The sequence below is a fragment of the Allobosea sp. genome, assembly GCF_048595345.1.
In the GTDB taxonomy this organism is placed as follows: Bacteria; Pseudomonadota; Alphaproteobacteria; order Rhizobiales; family Beijerinckiaceae; genus Allobosea.
On the sequence record NZ_JBMDWH010000057.1, the window covers coordinates 14374 to 33441 of the forward strand.

Below are 19068 nucleotides of genomic sequence, written 5' to 3' on the forward strand. Positions count from 1 at the left end.
CCTCACGCTCCGATCTGGTCGAGCGCGCGGGCGATGGCGTCGAACATGGTGTCGATCTGCTCGGCGGTGATGATCAGCGGCGGGCAGAAGCAGAGCGAGTCCCCGATCGCACGGGCGATGACGCCGTGCTCCATCGCCGCCGCCTGGAGGGCCGCGCCCGCCGCGCCGGGCTTCTCCCAGGGTTTGAGCTCCAGCGCGCCGATCAGCCCGACGCCGCGCCAGGCCTTGGCCTTTTCGTGCGCCGCGAGGCCCGCCAGCCGGTCGAGGAAGAGCGGGCTCATCGCGCGGCAATGGCCGACGAGATCGCGCTCCTCGATGATGCGGATGTTCTCGAGCCCGACCGCCGTCGCGACCGGATGGCCAGAGGCGGTGTAGCCATGGCCGAAGGTGCCGACGCGCTCCGACTCGGCCGCGATGGGCTCGTAGAAGCGCTCGTTCATCAGGATCGCCGAGAGCGGCATGTAGGAGGAGGAAATCTGCTTGGACAGCACCATCACATCCGGCTCGATGCCGAAGGTCTGGCAGCCGAACATGTTGCCGGTGCGGCCGAAGCCGCAGATCACCTCGTCGGCCACCACGAGCACGTCATGGCGGCGGCACACCGCCTGGATCTCCTGCCAGTAATTCTCAGGCGGCACATAGACCCCGCCCGACGCCATCACAGGCTCGCCGAAGAAGGCGGCCACGGTGTCGGGCCCTTCGGCGAGGATCAGCGCCTCCAGCTCCTGCGCCATCCGCTTGGAGAAGGCGGCCTCGCTTTCGCCGGGCAGCGCCATATTGGCGTAATCCGGGCAGGAGACATGCTTCATCCGGTCGAGCGGCAGGTCGAAGCTCTGATGGTTACGGGGCAGGCCGGTGATGGAGCCGGCGGCGATGGTGACGCCGTGATAGCCCTTCACCCGGCCGATGATCTTCTTCTTTTCGGGCTTGCCGAGCGCGTTGGCGCGATACCAGCAGAGCTTGACGACGAGGTCGTTCGCCTCGGACCCCGAGGAGGTGAAATGGACCTTCGACATCGGCACAGGCGCCATCGAGATCAGCTTCTCGGCGAGGTCCACCGAGGGCCCGTGCGTCTTGTGCGCGAAGATGTGGTAGTAGGGCAGCTTGTCCATCTGCGCCTTGGCAACGTCCGACAGGCGGGTTTCGCCGAAGCCCACGGCGACCGACCAGAGCCCGGCCAGCCCCTCGATGTAGCGCTTGCCGGCGTTGTCCCAGACATAGACGCCCTGCCCGCGCTCGATCACCAGAGCACCGGTCTTGCCGTAGTTGCGCAGGTCCACCAGCGGGTGAAGCTGATAGGCGATGTCGCGCGCCTCGACGGAATTCGGCATGAAGTTCATGATGTTCGTCCGGTTCGGAAAGGCTGGGGGGTCAGGCGGTGGCCTCGGCGGCCGCTTCCCTCGACGAAGCGCCCTCGATCCCGATGCCCGGGATCGCGTCGATGAGGCTGCGGGTATAGGCCTCGCGCGGGCGGGTGAAGATCTGGGCGCCGGGGCCCATCTCCACCACCGCGCCCTTCTGCATCACCATGACCCGGTCGCAGATCTGCGCGGCGACGCGCAGGTCGTGGGTGATGAAGATCAGCGAGAGATCGAGCTCGCGCTTCAGCTCGGCCAGGAGATCGAGGATCTGGGCCTGGATCGAGACGTCGAGCGCCGAGACCGCCTCGTCGGCCACAATGATCTGCGGCTTGAGCGCCAGAGCCCGCGCGATGCCGATGCGCTGGCGCTGGCCGCCGGAGAATTCATGCGGGTAGCGATCGGCCGCCGAGGCGTCGAGCCCGACGCGCCGCAGCAGCTCGCGGGCCTGTGCGAGCGCGCTTTCCACCGGCTCGCCATAGGCGATCGGCCCGTCGGCGATGGTGCGGCCGACGCGGATGCGCGGGTTGAGCGAGGCATAAGGGTCCTGAAAAACCATCTGGATGCGCCGCCGGGCCTGGCGCAGCGGCTCGCCCGAAAGATGCGCCATATCCGTGTCGCCGAGGAGCACGCGCCCCTCGTCGGGGTTCTGCAGGCGCACCAGGCAGCGACCCACCGAGGATTTGCCCGAGCCGCTCTCGCCGACGATGCCGAGCGTCTCGCCGCGGCCGAGGGTGAAGGAGACCTCCCGCACCGCCCGCACGATGCGCGGCGCCTTGAACAGGCCGCCGCCGAGCACATAGCTCTTGCCGAGATTGTCCACCGTCAGCACCGGCGCGCGCGCGGGGGCGGCCTGCGCGCCCTTGCCCATGCCCGGGATCGCGGCGATGAGCTTGCGCGTATAGGGGTGCTGCGGCCGCTGGAGGATGTCGGCGGCACGGCCCTCCTCGACGATCCGGCCGTGCTGCATCACCGCGACGCGATCGGCGATCTCGGCGACCACGCCGAAATCATGGGTGATGAACATCACCGCCATGCCGCGCCGCCTCTGCAGATCGCGCACCAGCCGCAGGATCTGCGCCTGCGTCGTCACGTCCAGCGCCGTGGTCGGCTCGTCGGCGATCAGCACCTCGGGCTCCAGCGCCAGCGCCATCGCGATCATGACGCGCTGGCGCTGGCCGCCGGAGAGCTGGAAGGGGAAGGAGGCGGCGGCCCGCGGCGGATCGGGCAGGCCGACTTCGGTCAGCAATTCGAGGGCGCGGGCCTTGCGCTCGCGCCGCGTCAGCAGGCCATGGGCCTCGAAGACCTCGGTGATCTGGTCCTCGATCCGCATCAGCGGGTTGAGCGCCGACATCGGCTCCTGGAAGATCATCGCGATCCGGCGGCCGCGAATGTCGTAGCGCTGCGCCTCGCCGGCGGCGAGCAGATCCGTGCCGCCGAGGAGGATGCGCCCGCTCACCGGCTTCACCGTCTCGGGAAGGAGGCCCATGGCTGCGTTGGCCGACATCGACTTGCCCGAGCCGCTCTCGCCGACGATGCAGAGGATCTCGCCCTTGCCGATCTCGAAGCCGATATGGTCGACCGCGAAGGGGCGATCGGCGCCTTCCGGCAACGCGATGGCGAGGTTCTCGACGATCAGGACGGGCTTCGGGGCGGTGTCGGTCATGGCCCTCTCCTCACCGCGTGCGGCGCGCGAGGCGCGGATTGAGGGCGTCGTTGAGCCCCTCGCCGATCAGGTTCAGCGCCAGCACCGTCAGCAGGATCGCGAAGCCCGGGAAGAAGCTGACCCACCAGGCCTGGCGGATGACAGTGCGGCCCGCGCCGATCACATAGCCCCAGGACATGATGTTGGGATCGCCGAGGCCGAGGAAGGAGAGCGCGCTCTCGATCAGGATCGCGGCGGCGACCATCATGGTGGCGAGGACGATGATCGGCGACAGCGTGTTGGGCAGGATCTGGCGCCAGATCACCGTCGGGCTGCGCTGGCCGGAGAGGATCGCGGCCTCGACGAATTCGCGCGAGCGCAGGGCCATCACCTCGGCGCGCAGCAGCCTGGCGACCGGCGGCCAGCTCACCAGCGCGATAGCGATCACGATCGAGACCAGGCTGGGCCGGAAGATCGCAACCAGGACCACCGCGAAGGCGAAGCTCGGGATGCTCTGGAAGAACTCGGTGAAGCGCATCAGCGCGTCCTCGACCCGGCCGCCGTAATAGCCCGCCACCGCCCCGATCGGGATGCCGATGAGCAGGGAGGCGATGGTCGAGACGAGGCCGACCAGCAGCGAGACATGGGCGCCATGGGCCACCGCCGACGCCACGTCGCGGCCCATCGTGTCGGTGCCGAGCGGAAAGGCGTCGTTGGCGAAGGGCGGCAGGAAGGGGCGCTGCACCATCGTCCAGGGGGAGCGCGGGAACAGGAAGGGCGCCGCCGCGGCGAGCACGATGACGAGGAGGAGGATCGCAAGACCGACCACCGCGCCGCGATTGCGCGCGAAGCGCGTCCAGAACTCGCTCATGCCGAGGCTCCGATGCGCGGATCGACCAGCCGGTAGAGAAGGTCGGTGAGCAGGTTGAAGAGCAGCACCATCGCCGCCGAGACGGTGAAGATGCCCAGCAGCAGGTTGTAGTCGCGCTGGCCGAGGGCCTCGAACATCAGCCGGCCGATGCCCGGCCAGGCGAAGACCGTCTCGATCAGCACCGCGCCGCCGACGAGCTGCCCCGCCTGGAGGCCGGCGAGGGTGACGACGGGGAGGATCGCGTTGCGCAGCACATGGCGGCGCAGGACCTTGGCCGGCCGAAGCCCCTTGGCGCGGGCCGTGCGGACGAAATCGAGCCGCGAGACCTCCAGCATCGAGGCCCGCGTCATCCGCACATAGACGGCCATGAAGAACAGGCCGAGCGTCGTCGCGGGCAGGACGAGGTGGTGCAGAATGTCGAGGATGCGGGCGAGGCCGGTATAGCCGGAGCCGACCGTCTCATAGCCGAAGCCGGGGAACCAGCCGAGCTGGACCGAGAAGAGCAGCACGGCCATCAGCGCCAGCCAGAACAGCGGCGTGGCATAGAACAGCAGGGCGAGCGTCGAGATGACCGAGTCGGAGGGCTTGCCCTGGCGCGAGGCGGCCAGAACGCCGGCGAGGATGCCGAGCGCGAGCGAGATCACGAAGGCCGAGCCCGAGAGCAGCAAGGTCGCCGGCAGCCGGTCGAGGATCAGGTCGATGACGGGCAGGTTTTGGCGATAGGAGAAGCCGAAATCGAGCCGCAGGATATTGCCGAGATAAAGGCCCAGCTGGACCGGCAGCGGCTTGTCGAGGCCGAAGCGCTCGCGCAGCTGCTGCACGAAGATCGCGTCGCTTTCGCCCGCCTCGCCGGCCATCACCGCCGCCGGATCGCCGGGTGCGGCATGGATCAGGGCGAAGTTCAGGATGACGATCCCGATCAGGATGATCACCATCTTGCCGAGCCGCGCGAGGATGAAGCGGATCATGGTCGGTCCCCGGTGAAGCGGCCCGGCGCCGGGAGGCGCCGGGCCATGGGCGTCAGCGCTTGATCCAGGTGTCGCGCAGCGAGTCGTTCAGCCCGTTCGCGGTGGTGACGAGATCCTGGAAATCGCAGCGGTAGATCGTCGGGAAGCCGAGATCGAGCAGCCAGGCGACCGGCACGTCCTCCTGCACGAGCGACTGCACCTTGTCGTAGAGCGCCTGGCGCGGGGCGGCCGGGGAAGCGACGGCGGCCGCGGCGAAGAGCTTGTCGACCTCCGGGTTCGAATAGCCCTCGACATTGTTCCAGGGGCTTCCCTTGGAGATCTGCGAGGAGATGTAGTTGCGCTCCACGCCCAGCGCCGGGTCGCCGTTCTGGAACAGGAAGGTGAAGGCCATATCGTATTCCCAGTCGGACAGGCGGCGGTTCCAGCCGGCGACGTCCGTGGCCTCGATCTCGACCGGAATGCCGGCCTCGGCGAGGTTCTGCTTCACCGCCTCGGCCCAGCGCTGCCAGGTCTCGCCATAGGGCAAGGGCAGCAGCTTCACCGGCTTGCCGTCATATTTCATCTCGGCCAGCAGGGCCTTGGCCTTCTTCACGTCGCGGGGATATTGCGGCTGCACCTTGGAGTAGAACGGCGTCGTGCCGGCGATAGGGCCCGTCGAGACCTTGCCGATGCCGTTCCACAGGACGTCGAGCGCGAATTGCCGGTCCATGGCGTACATCACCGCCTGGCGGAAGCGCTTGTCGCTGAACGGCGCCTTGCGATTGTTCAGCCACATGAAGGAGAGCGGCGAGTCGAATTCTCGCCCCTTGTCGGTGATGCAGGTGTTCTTCAGCTTCGAGACGCGCGGCACGTCGAAATTCTCGATCGAGCCGCCGGGCAGCACGTCGACCTTGCCGGTCTCGTAGGCGACGGCGCGCGCGGCTCCGTCCGGAATGACATGGTAGTAGAGGTCCTGGAGATAGGGCTTGCCCTTGATGTAGTAGGCCTCGTTCTTCACCAGATGGATGTTGCTGCCCTTGCTCCAGCTCTCGAACTTGAAGGGCCCGGTGCCGATCGGGCGCTCATTGGCCGGGTTGGTCTGGTAGTCCGTGCCCTCGTAGATGTGCTTGGGCACGATCGGCATGGTCCAGAAGGCGAAGCCGCGGATGAGCGGCTCGAAGGGCTCCTTCAGCGTGAAGACGACGGTGCTGGCGTCGGGGGCCGTGACGTCGGCGATGCGGCTCATCGTGTTGCGATGCCGCGGCTGGGCCTTCATCAGGAAGTCCTTGGCCGAGAACAGGACGTCGGCCGAGGAGAAGGGCTTGCCGTCGTGCCAGGTCACGCCCTCCTGCAGCTTGAAAGTGTAGGTCAGCCCGTCCGGGGAGATCTCCCATGACTTCGCCAGGGACGGCATCGGCTTGAGCTTGTCGTCGTAGCGCAGCAGGCCTTCATAGATCTGGCCGGCGACGAGCTGCGTCGGCGCATTCGTCACGAGGCCGAGCATCAGGCTCGGAGGCTCCGGCTGGACGATCAGATTGGCGCGCCCGCCGGGGACGGGCTGAGCCCCCGCACCATGGGAGAGGGCGAGCGAAGACAAGGCAACCAACAGAAGATGTCTCAGTTTCATCAAGCGCTCCTGGACTTCGCCGGTCTCGGCTTTGCCTGCCTGCTCCGGGTGCTGCGATCGTGAACCCAGCCCTCAGTCAAACAGCGATATATCGGTATATCAATATATTTGGTGCCCTGATTGGCAGCAATCGTCGCTGCGAAGCAGCGCAGATGGCGCGAATCTCGGCATGCGAAATTCCCCACATTTGCCGGCACCTTGCAGGACGACCGGGTAAAGGCCTTGGCCGATGGGGGGATACGGTCGGGGTTAGCTTTGCGGCCGCAGAGGCGCGCACGCCGAAAGAACTGACACCGCTGAGGTGGCCGGCAGGGCGCCGGTCGAGGCCCAAGGCAGGATGGTGACCGCCGCGGGCCCTACCACGAGACCAAATCGCTGGAGCATTGGACTGCCCGTTTCCGGACAGCCCCATGCTGCAGGGATTTTCAAAGATCGCTTTTTCGAGGGAAGCGCAGGCCATCCAGGGCGCGCCGTCAGTCCCTGCCCTCGGCCGAGCCGAGGACGGACCCCGGCAGACGGGCCATTCTGGCGCGCTGAGCAGCGAGGTTGGGGAATGGTTCCGGATCAGGCTCGGGGGCGGGCCGGTGTTTTGGGGCACCATCAGCAGGCCCCAAAACGAAAAAAGCCCCGGGTTTCCCCGGGGCTTCCGACTGAGATCGGAGAACCGATCAGAAGTCGCGCTGGATGCGCAGACGGCCCGAGAAGGAGTCGTCCGACTTGATCAGAACGCCCGGGCGGCCGGCGGCAGCCACGAAGTTCTTGACCTCGGCCTTGGCGTAGAGGACCTCGACGCCGATGTCGAGACCGGCAACCGGCGACCAGATCAGGTTCGAACCAACGCGCCACTCGGTCGGGTCGAGACCGATCGCGGTGACCGCGCCGATGCCGTTCGCGTAGTCGAGCTTCGAGTACGAACCATACACGGCCTGACGGATCGTGGGGGTCCAGTAGTGCAGGAAGCCGGCGGTCAGGGCGTAGCCCTTGGTCAGCTTGATCGAACCATTGAGGCCGATGTTGGCATCGTTGTTGGTGATCAGGAGACGGCCGACGTTGGTGTTGGCGCCCCAGGTCGAGCCGGCCGAGTTGCCGCCGTAGCCGAGATAGGAGATGCCGCCCTCGGTGTAGGCAGCCTGCAACCAGAGCTCGTCGCCAGCGGCGAGCATGGGCAGGCTGATCTTGACGCCGCCCTGGATGGCGAAGCCGGTCTTGTCGCCCGTGCCGACGCCGAAGGTGCCGACCGTCTTACGCTGGAACACGGCGCCCGACAGCTGAGCGGAGCCCCAGCCCTGGGTGACGTTCAGCGAGCCGACGAGATCCGGATAGTCCGAACCGGCCTGGACGAAGTTGCCGTTGGCAACGCGATGCTCGTTGGAGTCTTCCAGAGCGATCGTGGCCGAGAAGCCCGAGCCGAAGGTCGCGGTGTAGGCGAGCAGGTTGACGACGTTGTCCGAGCCGCGGATCGGGCCGTAGTTCAGCGCGTCGGCGTAGAAGTCGAAGAACGACTGCGAACGACCGGCGGTGATGGGGCCGAACTGGACGAAGGCGCGGTCGAGACCGACCGAGGTGGTGCCAGCGCCGCCAGGCGTGGTGGTGAACTGCGAACCGGTCGAGTTCACGCCCTGGCCGTACGAGCCGTTCGAAATGGTGGTGTCGACGCGGACGAAGGTGCGGAGCGTGCCGTAGGCGGTCTGGTTGCGGGCATCGACGTAGATGCGGCCGCGAGCGCGGAAGCCGTACTGGTCCTGGGTGTCGACGCCGAGACCGTTGAAGCGCTGCTGAACGAGATACTCAGCGCGGACGCGGCCGCCGACGCGGAGGCAGGTGTCCGTGCCCGGGATGTAGAAGAAGCCTGCGCCGAAGGCGGAGCAGACGCGAACGTACTCGACCGGCGCCGCCTTACGCGACGGCAGGTCAGCGGCCTGAGCCCCGGCAACCGCGGCGATGCCGGCGGCGGAACCGAGGAGGAGGCTCTTAACGAGCTTCATGTGGTAACCTCCAAAAGAGTTTCGAGACCCTCGGGCTTTGGCCCCCCTGCCCCAGACCATACGGCCCGACTGCAGAACCTGCCTATTCCCGGCCTTTCAACCGCGCCCCTGACCCAATTCAGAGACGAAGGTGAAAAACAGCGACCGGGAACGTCCCGACGCAGGACCACCATACGAAAGCCGCCCCGCCGATCAACCGCGATCATGTCTCCGGCCCGCCACATGGGGTGCTTTGGGCACCGGTGTTGCCATGTCGCCACATTTTCGCAGGGAGAGGCGCAAAAACCTAAACAAAGCGTTTACGAAATAGCGGGTTTTCGCGCCGGCTCAGGACGGTTTTCGCTGGCGAACGCGCGGGCGATTCTTCGCCTCGGAACAGAATCGCCGCCGCCATGGACGCTCGGAGGGGCGGCGGGAAGGAGCCGGGGCGGTCTTTCGGGCACGGCGCAGCCGGCATTTCGCGCGGATCGCGCCGGCGCCGCCCGGCATTCCGGGGCGGCATGGGGCGCCGGGGCGTGGGGGACATCCGCTCCCGATGGGAGGCGGATGCCGCCGGGTGGCCGGATGGCGGGCGGCCTCAGGCCGCGGCGTCTCGCTTCAGCAGGCCGAGGAGCACGGCGCTCAGCAGCGTGCCCGCGACCAAGGCGACGACATATCCTGCCAGATGCGTCACCGCGCCGGGGATCGGCAGCACGAAGACGCCGCCATGGGGCACGCGCAGCTCGGCCGCCACGGCCATGCTGATGCCGCCCGCCAGCGCCGAGCCGGCGATCAGGGCGGGAATGACGCGGAAGGGGTCGCGCGCGCAGAAGGGAATCGCGCCCTCGGTGACGAAAGCGAGGCCGAGCACGGCGGCGGGGCCGGCGGCCTCGCGCTCATCGGCGGTGAAGCGCCGCGCGAAGAGCCACGTCGCCAGGGCGAGCGCCAATGGCGGGGTCATGCCGCCCACCATCGTCGCCGCCATCGGCCCGTAGATCTGGCTGGAAATCAGCGCGGTGGAGAAGGCGTAGCTCGCCTTGTTGACCGGGCCGCCCATATCGACCGCCATCATGCCGCCGAGCAGAAGACCGAGCAGGATCGCGCTCGACCCCTGCATGCCGCGGAGCCAGTCGGTGAGGAAGGCGAGCAGCGACGCCACCGGCGTTCCCACGACATACATCATCGCGACGCCTGTCAGCACCGTGCCGAGCAGCGGCAGGATCAGCACCGGTTTCAGACCCTGCAGCGTGCGCGGCAGGCGGATCCAGCGGTTCATCGCATCCGTGCCGTAGCCGGCGATGAAGCCCGCCGCGATGCCGCCCAGGAAGCCCGCGCCGAGCATGTTCGCCAGCACGCCGCCGATCATGCCGGGCGCGATGCCCGGCCGATCGGCGATGGAATAGGCGATATAGCCCGCCAGCGCCGGCACCATCAGGGTGAAGGCGCCCTTGGCGCCGATCAGGAACAGGGTATGCGCGAAAGTGCCGGCCGCCTTGTCCTCGGTGACGTAGATGCCGCCGAGCGCGAAGGCGATGGCGATCAGCAGTCCGCCGGCCACCACGAAGGGCAGCATGAAGGAGACGCCGGTCATCAGATGCTTGTAGGGGCCGGCGCTGGGCGCCGTGGCCGCGGCATCCGCCGTCCCGCCCTGCATCTGCGCTTCGACGAGCGCGCGGGTGATCAGAGCCTGACCGCCGGTGATGGCGGGCTTGGTGCCACCGGCGAAGACGCGCTTGCCGGCGAAGCGGCCGCGATCGACCTCGCGATCGGCCGCGATCAACACGATGTCGGCGGCGGCGATCTCCTCGGGCGTCAAGGGCGTGCCGGCGCCGACCGAGCCTTGCGTCTCGACGCGGATCTCGTGGCCGAGCGCCGCGGCCGCCTGGGTCAGCCCTTCCGCCGCCATGAAAGTATGGGCGATGCCGGTCGGACAAGAGGTGATCGCGACGATCCTGCGCCGACCGGCGGGCGCTTGGGCCGTGGCGGGCCGCGCCTCGCTCGTGGCGAGACGCGCGATCATGGCGGGCGCATCCGCCAGCACCTCCTTCAGAGTCGCCTCCTCGCGCGTCAGGCCCGCGAAGCGCGGATCGGCGCCCTGCCCGTCGCCGATGGCGAGCCAGATGTCGTCGGGCGCGGCCTCGCGCGGGTCGATCGGTTGCAGCACCGCCCCGCCACGGCGGATTTCGATCTCGAGGGCTTGCCCTGCGGCCTTGGCGGCTTCGCGCAGGGCTTCGCCGGCCAGAACGGCGGAAACGCCCTCGTCGGGAGCCGCGATGGTCGCCCAGATCTTGCGCATGACGCTTTGCTCCCTCACCAGCTCGGGGTGTCGATGCCGGCCTGTGCCGCCAGCTTTTCGATGATGTCGCGCGCCGGCAGGTTGGGGCCGGGCAGGCCGAGCTTGCCGACCGCGAAGGCGCTCGCCAGACGGGCGGTGCGTTCCAGATCGGCGCCTTCGGCCAGCGCAGCGGCGATTCCCGCCACCATCGCATCGCCGGCGCCGACCATGCTGCCCCCGGAGACGGCCGGCAGGCGGGCGCTCAGCAGGCCGTCCGCCGCGCAGAACAGGGCGCCCTCGGCACCCATGGAAACGACGACGAGCGCAATGCCGGAGGCCTGGAGTTTGCGGGCGACCCGCGCCACCTCGGCGATCCCCGCGCAGGGCTCGCCGGCCCATTCGGCGAGTTCGGCGATATTCGGCTTGATGGCATGGGGCTTCACGGGCCCGGCCAGCGCGGCCGAGAGTGCCGCGCCGCTGGCATCGAGGATCACCGGCTTGCCGGCCGGCTGCAACCGAGCGAGCAGATCGGCGTAATGGTCCGGCGGCGCGCCGGGCGGCAGGCTGCCGGCCAGCACCGCAAGATCGCACCGGGCCGAGAGAGCGACGGCCTCGTCAGCGGCGCGCGCCAGCGCCTCGGCTGTCGCAGAGAAGCCCGGCAGGTTGATGTCGGTGGTCTCGGTCTCGTCGACCAGCTTGATATTGGTCCGCGTCGCGCCATCGACGCGGATGAAGCGGTCCTCGATGCCCTTGGCGCGGAACAGCGCTTCGAAGGAACCGGCGTTGTCGCGGCCGAGCAGGCCGGAGGTGGCCACCGGCAAACCCCAATCGGCGAGACAGGAGGCGACATTGACGCCCTTGCCGCCGGCATTGAAGCGGACGCTGGCGACACGGTGGACATGGCCGCGACGCAGCTCATCGAGCGTCACGGTCTGGTCGATGGCGGGGTTGAGCGTGATGGTCGCGATGGTCATGCGCCAGGCCCGTCCAGCGCACGCACGGCGGCGGCTCCGTCCAGCGTCAGCGCCTTGCGGGCGAGCGCGGCGAAATCAGCCTGGGCGCCGGCCCGCAGCCGCGCCTTCACCGGCGGAATGTCGCGCGGCGTCATCGACAATTCGGCGACGCCGAGACCGGCGAGCAGCGTCGCGCCGAAGGGATCGCCGGCGATGCCGCCGCAGACGCCGACCCAGCGCCCATGCTGCGCCGCGCCCTTCACCGTCTGGTCGATCAGGCGCAGCACCGCCGGGTGGAGGCTGTCGGCCTCGGGCGCGAGCGCCGGGTTCTGCCGGTCGATGGCGAGTGTGTATTGCGTGAGGTCGTTGGTGCCGATCGAGAAGAAATCGACATGGGCGGCGAGGATATCGGCCATGGCGGCTGCGGCCGGCACCTCGATCATGATGCCGATCGGCACGGCGGGCGCATCGAGCGCGGCGCGGATGCGCTCGCAATGCTCCTTCAGAGTCAGGACCTCTTCGACCGATGTGATCATCGGGAACATGATCTGAAGATCGCCGCCCTCTTTCGCCGCGCGGTAGAGCGCGCGCAGCTGCGGCTCCAGCAGGTCGGGGCGGCGCAGCAGCAGCCGCGCGCCGCGCACGCCGAGGAAGGGATTCTCCTCATGCGGCAGTTCGAGATGCGCGACCTGCTTGTCGCCGCCGATATCCAGCGCGCGCACGATCAGCGGACGGCCCTCCAGCCCGGCGAGCATGGCGCGATAGGTCTCGAACTGCTCGTCCTCGCTCGGGGTCTGGCCGCGTTCGAGGAAGAGGAACTCGGTGCGCATCAGCCCGACGCCCTCGGCGCCGTGCGAGAGCGCCAGCGGCAATTGCGCCGGCTGATTGACATTGGCGCCGATGGCGATGGCGTGCCCATCCGTCGTCACCGCCGGGGACTGGCGCTCGGCTTCTTCAGCCTCGCGCTTGCGGGCGAGCGCGGCGAGCCAGTCGCGCGCCGAGGCGAGGTCGGCCTCGGCGGGAGCGGCATAGACGAGGCCGGCATCGCCATCGACGATCACGGTCGTGCCGTCGGCAATGGCGAGCAGCGGCTCGCCGCCCGCCACCACGGCGGGCAGGCCCAGCGTGCGGGCAAGGATGGCGGTGTGAGAGGTCGGGCCGCCCAGCGCCGTGGCAAGGCCGGCAACACGGGCGGGATCGAGCCCGGCCGTATCGGAAGGCGACAGATCGGAAGCGATCAGGATGTTGTCCCCCTCCGGCAAGGCGGCCGGGATGGCACCCGCCAGCGCGGGGTCGATCTGGCCGAGCACGCGCCGGCCGATATCGCGCAGATCGGCCGCACGCGCCGCCAGCACCGGGTTGCCGAGCCCCGCGAGCTTGCCCGCCATGGCCTCGACCGCCTCGTTCCAGGCGAAAGCGACGCCATGGCCGGCGACCATGCCCTGGCAGGTCAGCGTGATGAGATCGGTGTCGTCCAGCAGCGCGGCCTGGGCTTCGAAGATCCGGGCATCGGCGGCGCCGAGGCGGCGGGCGGTGTCGTCGATCAGCGCCTTCATCTGCAGACGGGTACGGCCGATCGCCTCGTCGAGCAGGGCCGCGCCCTGGCCGAGATCGATGGGCCGGTCCGGCACCGCCACGGGCTTCGACGACAGGCCATGTGCCTTGCCGATGGCGAGACCAGGGCTGGCGGCGATGGCCGCGATCGGCTTCAGCCCGCTGGGCGGGACCCAGCCGTTCCTCGGGCGCGCGGCCTTGGCGGCGGCGCGTTCGGCCTGGGCCTTCTCCTCGGGCAGCAGGGCGTCGATGGCGTGAACGAAGCGGGCCAGCGCGGCCTCGCCCGCTTCGGCGCTGGTGGAGAGAGTCACGACGTCGCCCTGCTTCAGGCCGAGTTGCAGCAGGCCGACGAGATTGCGCGGATCGGCGCTCTCGCCGCCATGGCGCAGGCGCAGCGGCGCGCCGATGGCCCTCGCCGCCTCGCCCCAGGCGGTGGCCGGGCGGGCATGCAGGCCGGAGGGGTAGGACACCGTCCACTCGCGCGTGATGGCGAGATCCGCGGCCGGGGCCGATGCGGGAGCGGCCGGAACCTCCCCCAGAAGGGCGGCGGCAATGGCGTCCGCATCCTGCGTCGTGCCCAGCCGCTCCAGCAGCGCTTCGTCCTGGATCAGGCGCGTCAGGCGGCGCAGGATGGCGATATGGCCGTCCGACCGCGCGGCGATGCCGATCACCAGATGCACACGCTGGCCCGGATTCCACTCCAGCCCACCGGGAATCTGGAGGACGGCGATGGCGTCCCGCCGCACCAGATGCTTGTCCTCGACGGTTCCATGCGGGATGGCGACGCCGGAGCCGAGATAGGTGTTCGCCACCGCCTCGCGCTTCAGCATGCTCTCGGCATAGCCCGGCTCGACACAGCCGCCGGCCAGCAGCAATTGGGCTGCTTCGGCGATCGCGGCCCGCTTGTCGGCCGGCGCCGCGCCGAGGCGGATCAGGTCGCGCGGCAGCGACAGGGCTGAAACGGCGGACATGGACGCATCCTCCCACGGGATTGTTCTGGTTGGCTGATTGAGAAAACGTTTTCTCGACGACTGTCAATCCTGCACTGCAACATCGGCAATGCTGGCATCTTTCGACGATTTCATTAGTCTGATCTGCTGGTTCGGCATCGCTTTGCGAGAAAACGTTTTTCCATGGGTCGCATCGGCATCAAGCAGGTCGCCGCGCTGGCGGGCGTTTCCACAGCCACGGTTTCACGCACCCTGGCCGGCAAGCCGGTCGATGCCGCGATGCGCGCGCGGGTCGAGCAGGCGGTGGTCGCCACCGGGTACCGGCCCAATCTCGCCGCACGCCGGCTGCGCTCGCGCGAGAGCGGCACGATCGGCCTCATCGTGGCCGATATCCGCAACCCGTTCTTCACCGCCGTCAGCCGTGCGGTGGAGGATGCCGCCTTCGCCAAGGGCCTGCGGGTCATTCTCTGCAACACCGACGAGAACGAAGCGAAGGAGCAGATGTATCTGCGCCTGATGGAGGAAGAGCGCGTCACCGGCGCGATTTTCGCCCCGACGCGGGCCAGCGCCGATGCACTCGCCCGCACGCGGCTCACCTTCCCGCTGGTGCTGATCGACCGGGCGGCGCCGGCTTCGCAGCATGATGCGGTCGTGCTGGACAATGCCGGCGCCTGCGCGGAACTCGTTCGACATCTGCACATGGCGCGGGGTTATACCCGCATCGCAGGCTTCTTCGGAGCGGCGAGCACGACCGGTCGCGAACGCCGCGAGGGCTATGAGCGCGCGATGTGCGAACTCGGCCTCGAACCGGATGGGTGCTTCCTCGACCATGGCAACGGCTTCGCCGAAGCCGCGGTGGACGAGATCCTTCGCCGCCCCGCCCGGCCGGAAGCGCTGATCGCCAGCAACGGCGTGATGCTGGTGCAAATGACGCGCGCCTTGCTCAAGGCAGGGCTGGCCATTCCCCGCGACATCGGCATTGCGGGCTTCGACGACGAGCCCTGGACCGAGATCGTCGGCGGGGGCCTGACCGTCATGGCACAGCCCACAGAAGAGATCGGCCGCAGCGCCCTTCAGATGCTGCTGGACCGCTGTGCCAACCCCGATTCGGCGGCGCGCCGGCTCGTTCTGCAGGCCCGCTGCATCGCGCGTTGACCCTTCCGGGCCTGAGATCACGGCCGGGAATTGGATTGCCTCGAAAAGCAGCTTCCCCTTTTCAGCGGAATGCTCAGTGATCGCCCGCCGTGATGTAAAAGCCGAACGCCGAAGCGCAGGCCAGGATCACGCTGATCTCCATCAAACCCATCGTCGCCTCCCTTGCGTCCCAGCGGGAGACAAACCGCCATGATGCCGCCATGGTTCCACCCGGCGGCATCACGTGAGAATGGGCCTCAGCGGCCCGGTCGACCGGCCTGCCCCGAAGCGTCGAAGCGCAGCAGGCGCAGGGCGTTGGCGGTGACGATCACGGTCGCGCCCGTATCGGCCAGAATCGCGACCCACAGCCCCGTATAGCCGGCGACGCTCGTCACCAGAAACACCGCCTTGAGACCGAGCGCGATCGCGATGTTGGTGCGGATATTGCCCATCGTCGCCCGCGCCAGGCGGATCATCGCCGGCACGTCGCGCACGCGGCTCTTCAGGATCGCGCCATCGGCGGTTTCCAGCGCGACATCGGTGCCGGACCCCATGGCGACGCCGATACTGGCGGCGGCGAGCGCCGGGGCGTCGTTGATGCCGTCCCCGACCATCATCACCGGGGCGCTCCGGGCCGCCTCGCGGATGGCGGCGGCCTTGTCGTCCGGCATCAGCTGCGCCTTGTGATCGAGGCCGAGCGAGCCGGCGATGGCCGCCGCCGTGCGGGCATTGTCGCCGGTCAGCATCAGCGCGCGCACGCCCATGGCCTTCAGCTCGGCGATGGCGGCGGCAGCATCCTCGCGCGGCTCGTCGCGCAGCGCGATCAGCCCGGCGAGCGCGCCGTCGGCGACCACGGCTGCGACGGTGTTGCCCGCGCTCTCCAGACGATCCACCGCCTGCCGCGCCGCCTCGTCCAAGGGCGCGCGCGCCTCGGCATGGCGCGGCGCCCCGACGAAGATCGCGATGCCGTCGAGCGATCCGGTGACGCCCTCCCCGGCGATGGCGGCAGCGCCGTGCACAGGCCTCACCGGGACGCCGCTCTCCTCGGCCCGCTTGAGAATGGCGAGGGCCAGCGGGTGGCTCGATCCGGTTTCGACGGCGGAGGCCAGTTCGAGCACGCGGCGCTCATCCGTTCCGAGCGCCAAGACCTCGGTGACGCGCGGCGTGCCCGCCGTCAGCGTGCCGGTCTTGTCGAAGGCGACGATGCCGGTCTTGGCGGCCGCCTCGATGACCACGCCGCCCTTCAGCAGCAGGCCCTGCCGCGCCCCGGTGGAGAGCGAGGCCGCAATCGAGGCCGGGACCGAAATGACCAGTGCGCAAGGGCAGCCGATGAGCAGCAGCGCCAGCGCCCTGTAGATCCAGACATCCCAGACGCCGCCGAAGGCCAGCGGCGGCACCAGCGCGACGAGGATCGCAAGGCCGACGATGATCGGCATGTAGATCCGCGAGAAGCGGTCAATGAAGCGCTCGGTCGGAGCGCGGGCGGCCTCCGCCTCCTCGACCAGCCGGATGATGCGGGCGATGGTGTTGTCCTGCGCCGCGCGCGTGACCTTGACCCTCAGCACCGCTTCGCGATTGACCGATCCGGCGAAGACGGCCTCGCCCGCGCCCTTGGTTTTCGGCACCGATTCGCCGGTGACGGGGCTTTCGTCGATGCCGGAGACACCGGAGACGATCTCGCCATCGGCAGGGATTCGGTCGCCGGGGCGCACCATCACGACCTGGCCGATGGCGAGGCTCGCCGCATCGACCGAGCGCGTGGTACCGGCCTCTTCCAGTAGAGCGTTCTTAGGAACGAGATCGCCCAAAGCGCGAATCGAGTTACGGGCCCGGTCGGCCGCGACTCCCTCCAGCACCTCGCCGACCGCGAAGAGGAAGACCACCAGCGCCGCCTCCTCCGCCGCGCCGATCAGCAGCGCGCCCGTCGCGGCGATCGTCATCAGCATCTCGATGGTGAAGGGAATGCCGGCCATCGCGGCGGCCAAGGCGCGGCGGGCCACCGGGACGAGGCCGATCAGGCAAGCGGCGACGAACAGCCAGCCGGAGGCGTCGTGCCAGACGAGGCTCGCCGTCCAGGCGCCGGCCAGAAGAGTGCCCGTGAGGGCCACGAGACGGGCCTTGGCCGTGCGATACCAAGGCGTGCCTGCGGGCGTCGCCTCATGGACATGACCCGGCAGGCCATGGCCATGATCGGCGGCGGTTTCGGGCGCGGATGCCTGGCCGTGGGCTCGGGAGCCGTGATCGTGACCATGCTGGTGCGCGTGATCATGGTGCTCATGATCATGGGGGTCGTGATCGTGGTCATGATCGCCGCAGCAGGCGCCGCCCTGCCCCTGATTCGCCGGCGCCAGCGCGGTCTCGCCGGAGCGGATGATTCGATAGCCGAGGCCGGCGACCCGCTTCTCGACCGCATCGGCCTTCGTCTGCGACTCGTCGAGGCTGAGGCGTAGCGTTTCCGACATCAGCGAGAGGCTGACATCGCTGACGCCCGGCAGAGTCTCCAGTGCGCCCTGAACCTTGGCGACGCAGCTGGCGCAATCCATCCCGCCCACCTTCCAGGCGTGCTGCCGGCGTTCTCCGGTCGCGGACATGGGTCGTCTCCTGCTCTGTGGCGCATCGAGACTCCCTCTCTACAACCTCTAGCGACTTCAGGTTCAAGCCCCTTTTGCGCCGTTAACCGCTGACAGGAGATGGCGGCGGCCGCGTTAAGATTTACCGGCTGTTAACCATTCCCGCGCTAGAGCGAAGAAACCGAAAATTTACCAAGATGACCAACGTGTTAACGCAACCGCGGCCCATCCGCCTGAAAGGGCGCAGCTTCCTGGCCCTGGCGCTCGCGCCGGAGATGCCGTTCGAGGACTGGCTCGTCAGGCTCGACGATCTGGCCTCCCGCTCGGCCGGTTTCTTCATGCGCCGGCCAGCGGTGCTGGACATTACCGGGCTCGATATCGACCGGGCGGAGCTGCGCGAGCTCGTCGGCAAGCTCGCTGCCCGTCAGGTGCGAATCATGGGCATCGAGGGCGCCCGCCCCTCCATGCTGGGCCCCGACCTTCCACCCGCGCTCAGCGACGGGCGGACCACCTCCGAGATCGAGCCGCCCGCGACCGCCGAAGTGCAGCCGGTCGCAGACGCCGCGGTTTCGCCGACCGTCGCCGTGACGCCGGTCGTCGCCGCGCCCAGGACGCCCTCCTCGATCGTAATCACCGAGCCGGTGCGCTCGGGCCAGTCGCTGATCTTCACCGAGGGCGACATCACCATCATCGGCTCGGTCGCCTCCGGCGCCGAGGTCATCGCCGGCGGCTCGATCCATGTCTACGGCACGCTGCGCGGCCGGGCGATGGCCGGGACGATGGGCAATGCCGAGGCCCGCATCTTCTGCCGCCGGCTGGAGGCCGAACTCGTCGCCATCGACGGCTATTACAAGACGGCCGAGGATCTGGACGAGAGCCTGCGCGGCAAGGCCGTGCAGCTCTGGCTGGAAGGCGACAGCTTCAAGGCCGCATCGCTCGCCTGACCGGCCGGCGCACTCATTCAAACGGGAGAGGGTTGGTTCATGGGCAAGGTCATCGTGGTCACATCGGGCAAAGGCGGCGTCGGCAAGACGACGTCGACCGCCGCCCTCGGCGCCGCGCTCGCGCGCAATGGCGACAAGGTCGTCGTCGTCGATTTCGATGTCGGGCTGCGCAATCTCGACCTCGTGATGGGCGCCGAGCGCCGCGTCGTCTACGACCTCGTCAACGTCATCCAGGGCGAGGCCAAGCTCACCCAGGCGCTGATCCGCGACAAGCGG

13 protein-coding genes are annotated in these 19068 nt (G+C 68.8%); 3 read left to right on the forward strand and 10 right to left on the reverse strand.

The window, feature by feature from the left end:
* Positions 1–2: 2 nt before the first annotated feature.
* The 9 genes from ACOJTB_RS06280 to ptsP all read right to left on the reverse strand — a co-directional run bounded on the left by ACOJTB_RS06280 (position 3) and on the right by ptsP (position 14165).
* The gene (locus tag ACOJTB_RS06280; protein ID WP_420101665.1) at positions 3–1340 is read right to left on the reverse strand and encodes an aspartate aminotransferase family protein; all 1338 of its coding nucleotides are present in this window, start codon (positions 1338–1340) and stop codon (positions 3–5) included.
* Positions 1341–1371: 31 nt separating this feature from the next.
* Positions 1372–3024 (reverse strand): ABC transporter ATP-binding protein, encoded by a 1653-nt coding sequence (locus ACOJTB_RS06285; protein WP_420101666.1) that lies wholly within the window; start codon positions 3022–3024, stop codon positions 1372–1374.
* A 10-nt stretch (positions 3025–3034) separates the two neighbouring features.
* Positions 3035–3874: an ABC transporter permease gene (locus tag ACOJTB_RS06290; protein ID WP_420101667.1), complete on the reverse strand. Its 840-nt coding sequence runs from the start codon at positions 3872–3874 to the stop codon at positions 3035–3037.
* On the reverse strand, positions 3871–4842 hold the full coding sequence (locus ACOJTB_RS06295; RefSeq protein WP_420101668.1) for an ABC transporter permease: 972 nt from the start codon (positions 4840–4842) through the stop codon (positions 3871–3873). Before ACOJTB_RS06295 ends, ACOJTB_RS06290 begins: the two co-directional genes overlap by 4 nt.
* Positions 4843–4894: 52 nt before the next feature.
* A complete protein-coding gene (locus ACOJTB_RS06300; RefSeq protein WP_420101669.1) occupies positions 4895–6448 on the reverse strand; it encodes an ABC transporter substrate-binding protein in 1554 nt (517 codons plus the stop codon).
* A 668-nt stretch (positions 6449–7116) separates the two neighbouring features.
* Positions 7117–8433, reverse strand: a complete 1317-nt coding sequence (locus ACOJTB_RS06305; RefSeq protein WP_420101670.1) for a porin — start codon at positions 8431–8433, stop codon at positions 7117–7119.
* Positions 8434–9010: 577 nt separating this feature from the next.
* The gene (locus tag ACOJTB_RS06310; RefSeq protein ID WP_420101671.1) at positions 9011–10708 is read right to left on the reverse strand and encodes a PTS fructose transporter subunit IIC; all 1698 of its coding nucleotides are present in this window, start codon (positions 10706–10708) and stop codon (positions 9011–9013) included.
* Positions 10709–10722: 14 nt separating this feature from the next.
* Positions 10723–11661, reverse strand: coding sequence for a 1-phosphofructokinase (pfkB, locus tag ACOJTB_RS06315; protein ID WP_420101672.1), 939 nt, complete (start codon positions 11659–11661; stop codon positions 10723–10725).
* The gene (ptsP, locus tag ACOJTB_RS06320) at positions 11658–14165 is read right to left on the reverse strand and encodes a phosphoenolpyruvate--protein phosphotransferase (RefSeq protein WP_420101673.1); all 2508 of its coding nucleotides are present in this window, start codon (positions 14163–14165) and stop codon (positions 11658–11660) included. Before ptsP ends, pfkB begins: the two co-directional genes overlap by 4 nt.
* 162 nt (positions 14166–14327) lie before the next feature.
* Between ptsP and ACOJTB_RS06325 the strand changes: the two genes are divergently transcribed.
* The gene (locus tag ACOJTB_RS06325) at positions 14328–15299 is read left to right on the forward strand and encodes a LacI family DNA-binding transcriptional regulator (protein WP_420101674.1); all 972 of its coding nucleotides are present in this window, start codon (positions 14328–14330) and stop codon (positions 15297–15299) included.
* 236 nt (positions 15300–15535) lie between these two features.
* On the opposite strand, the gene ACOJTB_RS06330 is transcribed toward ACOJTB_RS06325, so the two are convergent.
* Complete coding sequence (locus ACOJTB_RS06330; protein ID WP_420101675.1) at positions 15536–17869, reverse strand: heavy metal translocating P-type ATPase; 2334 nt, start codon at positions 17867–17869, stop codon at positions 15536–15538.
* Between the two features lie 176 nt (positions 17870–18045).
* Here ACOJTB_RS06330 and minC point away from each other — a divergent pair, with 176 nt between their 5' ends.
* Positions 18046–18792 (forward strand): septum site-determining protein MinC, encoded by a 747-nt coding sequence (gene minC, locus ACOJTB_RS06335; protein ID WP_420101676.1) that lies wholly within the window; start codon positions 18046–18048, stop codon positions 18790–18792.
* Between the two features lie 39 nt (positions 18793–18831).
* Positions 18832–19068: nucleotide-binding protein (locus tag ACOJTB_RS06340; protein ID WP_420101677.1), on the forward strand; the 237-nt coding region annotated here is incomplete at its 3' end.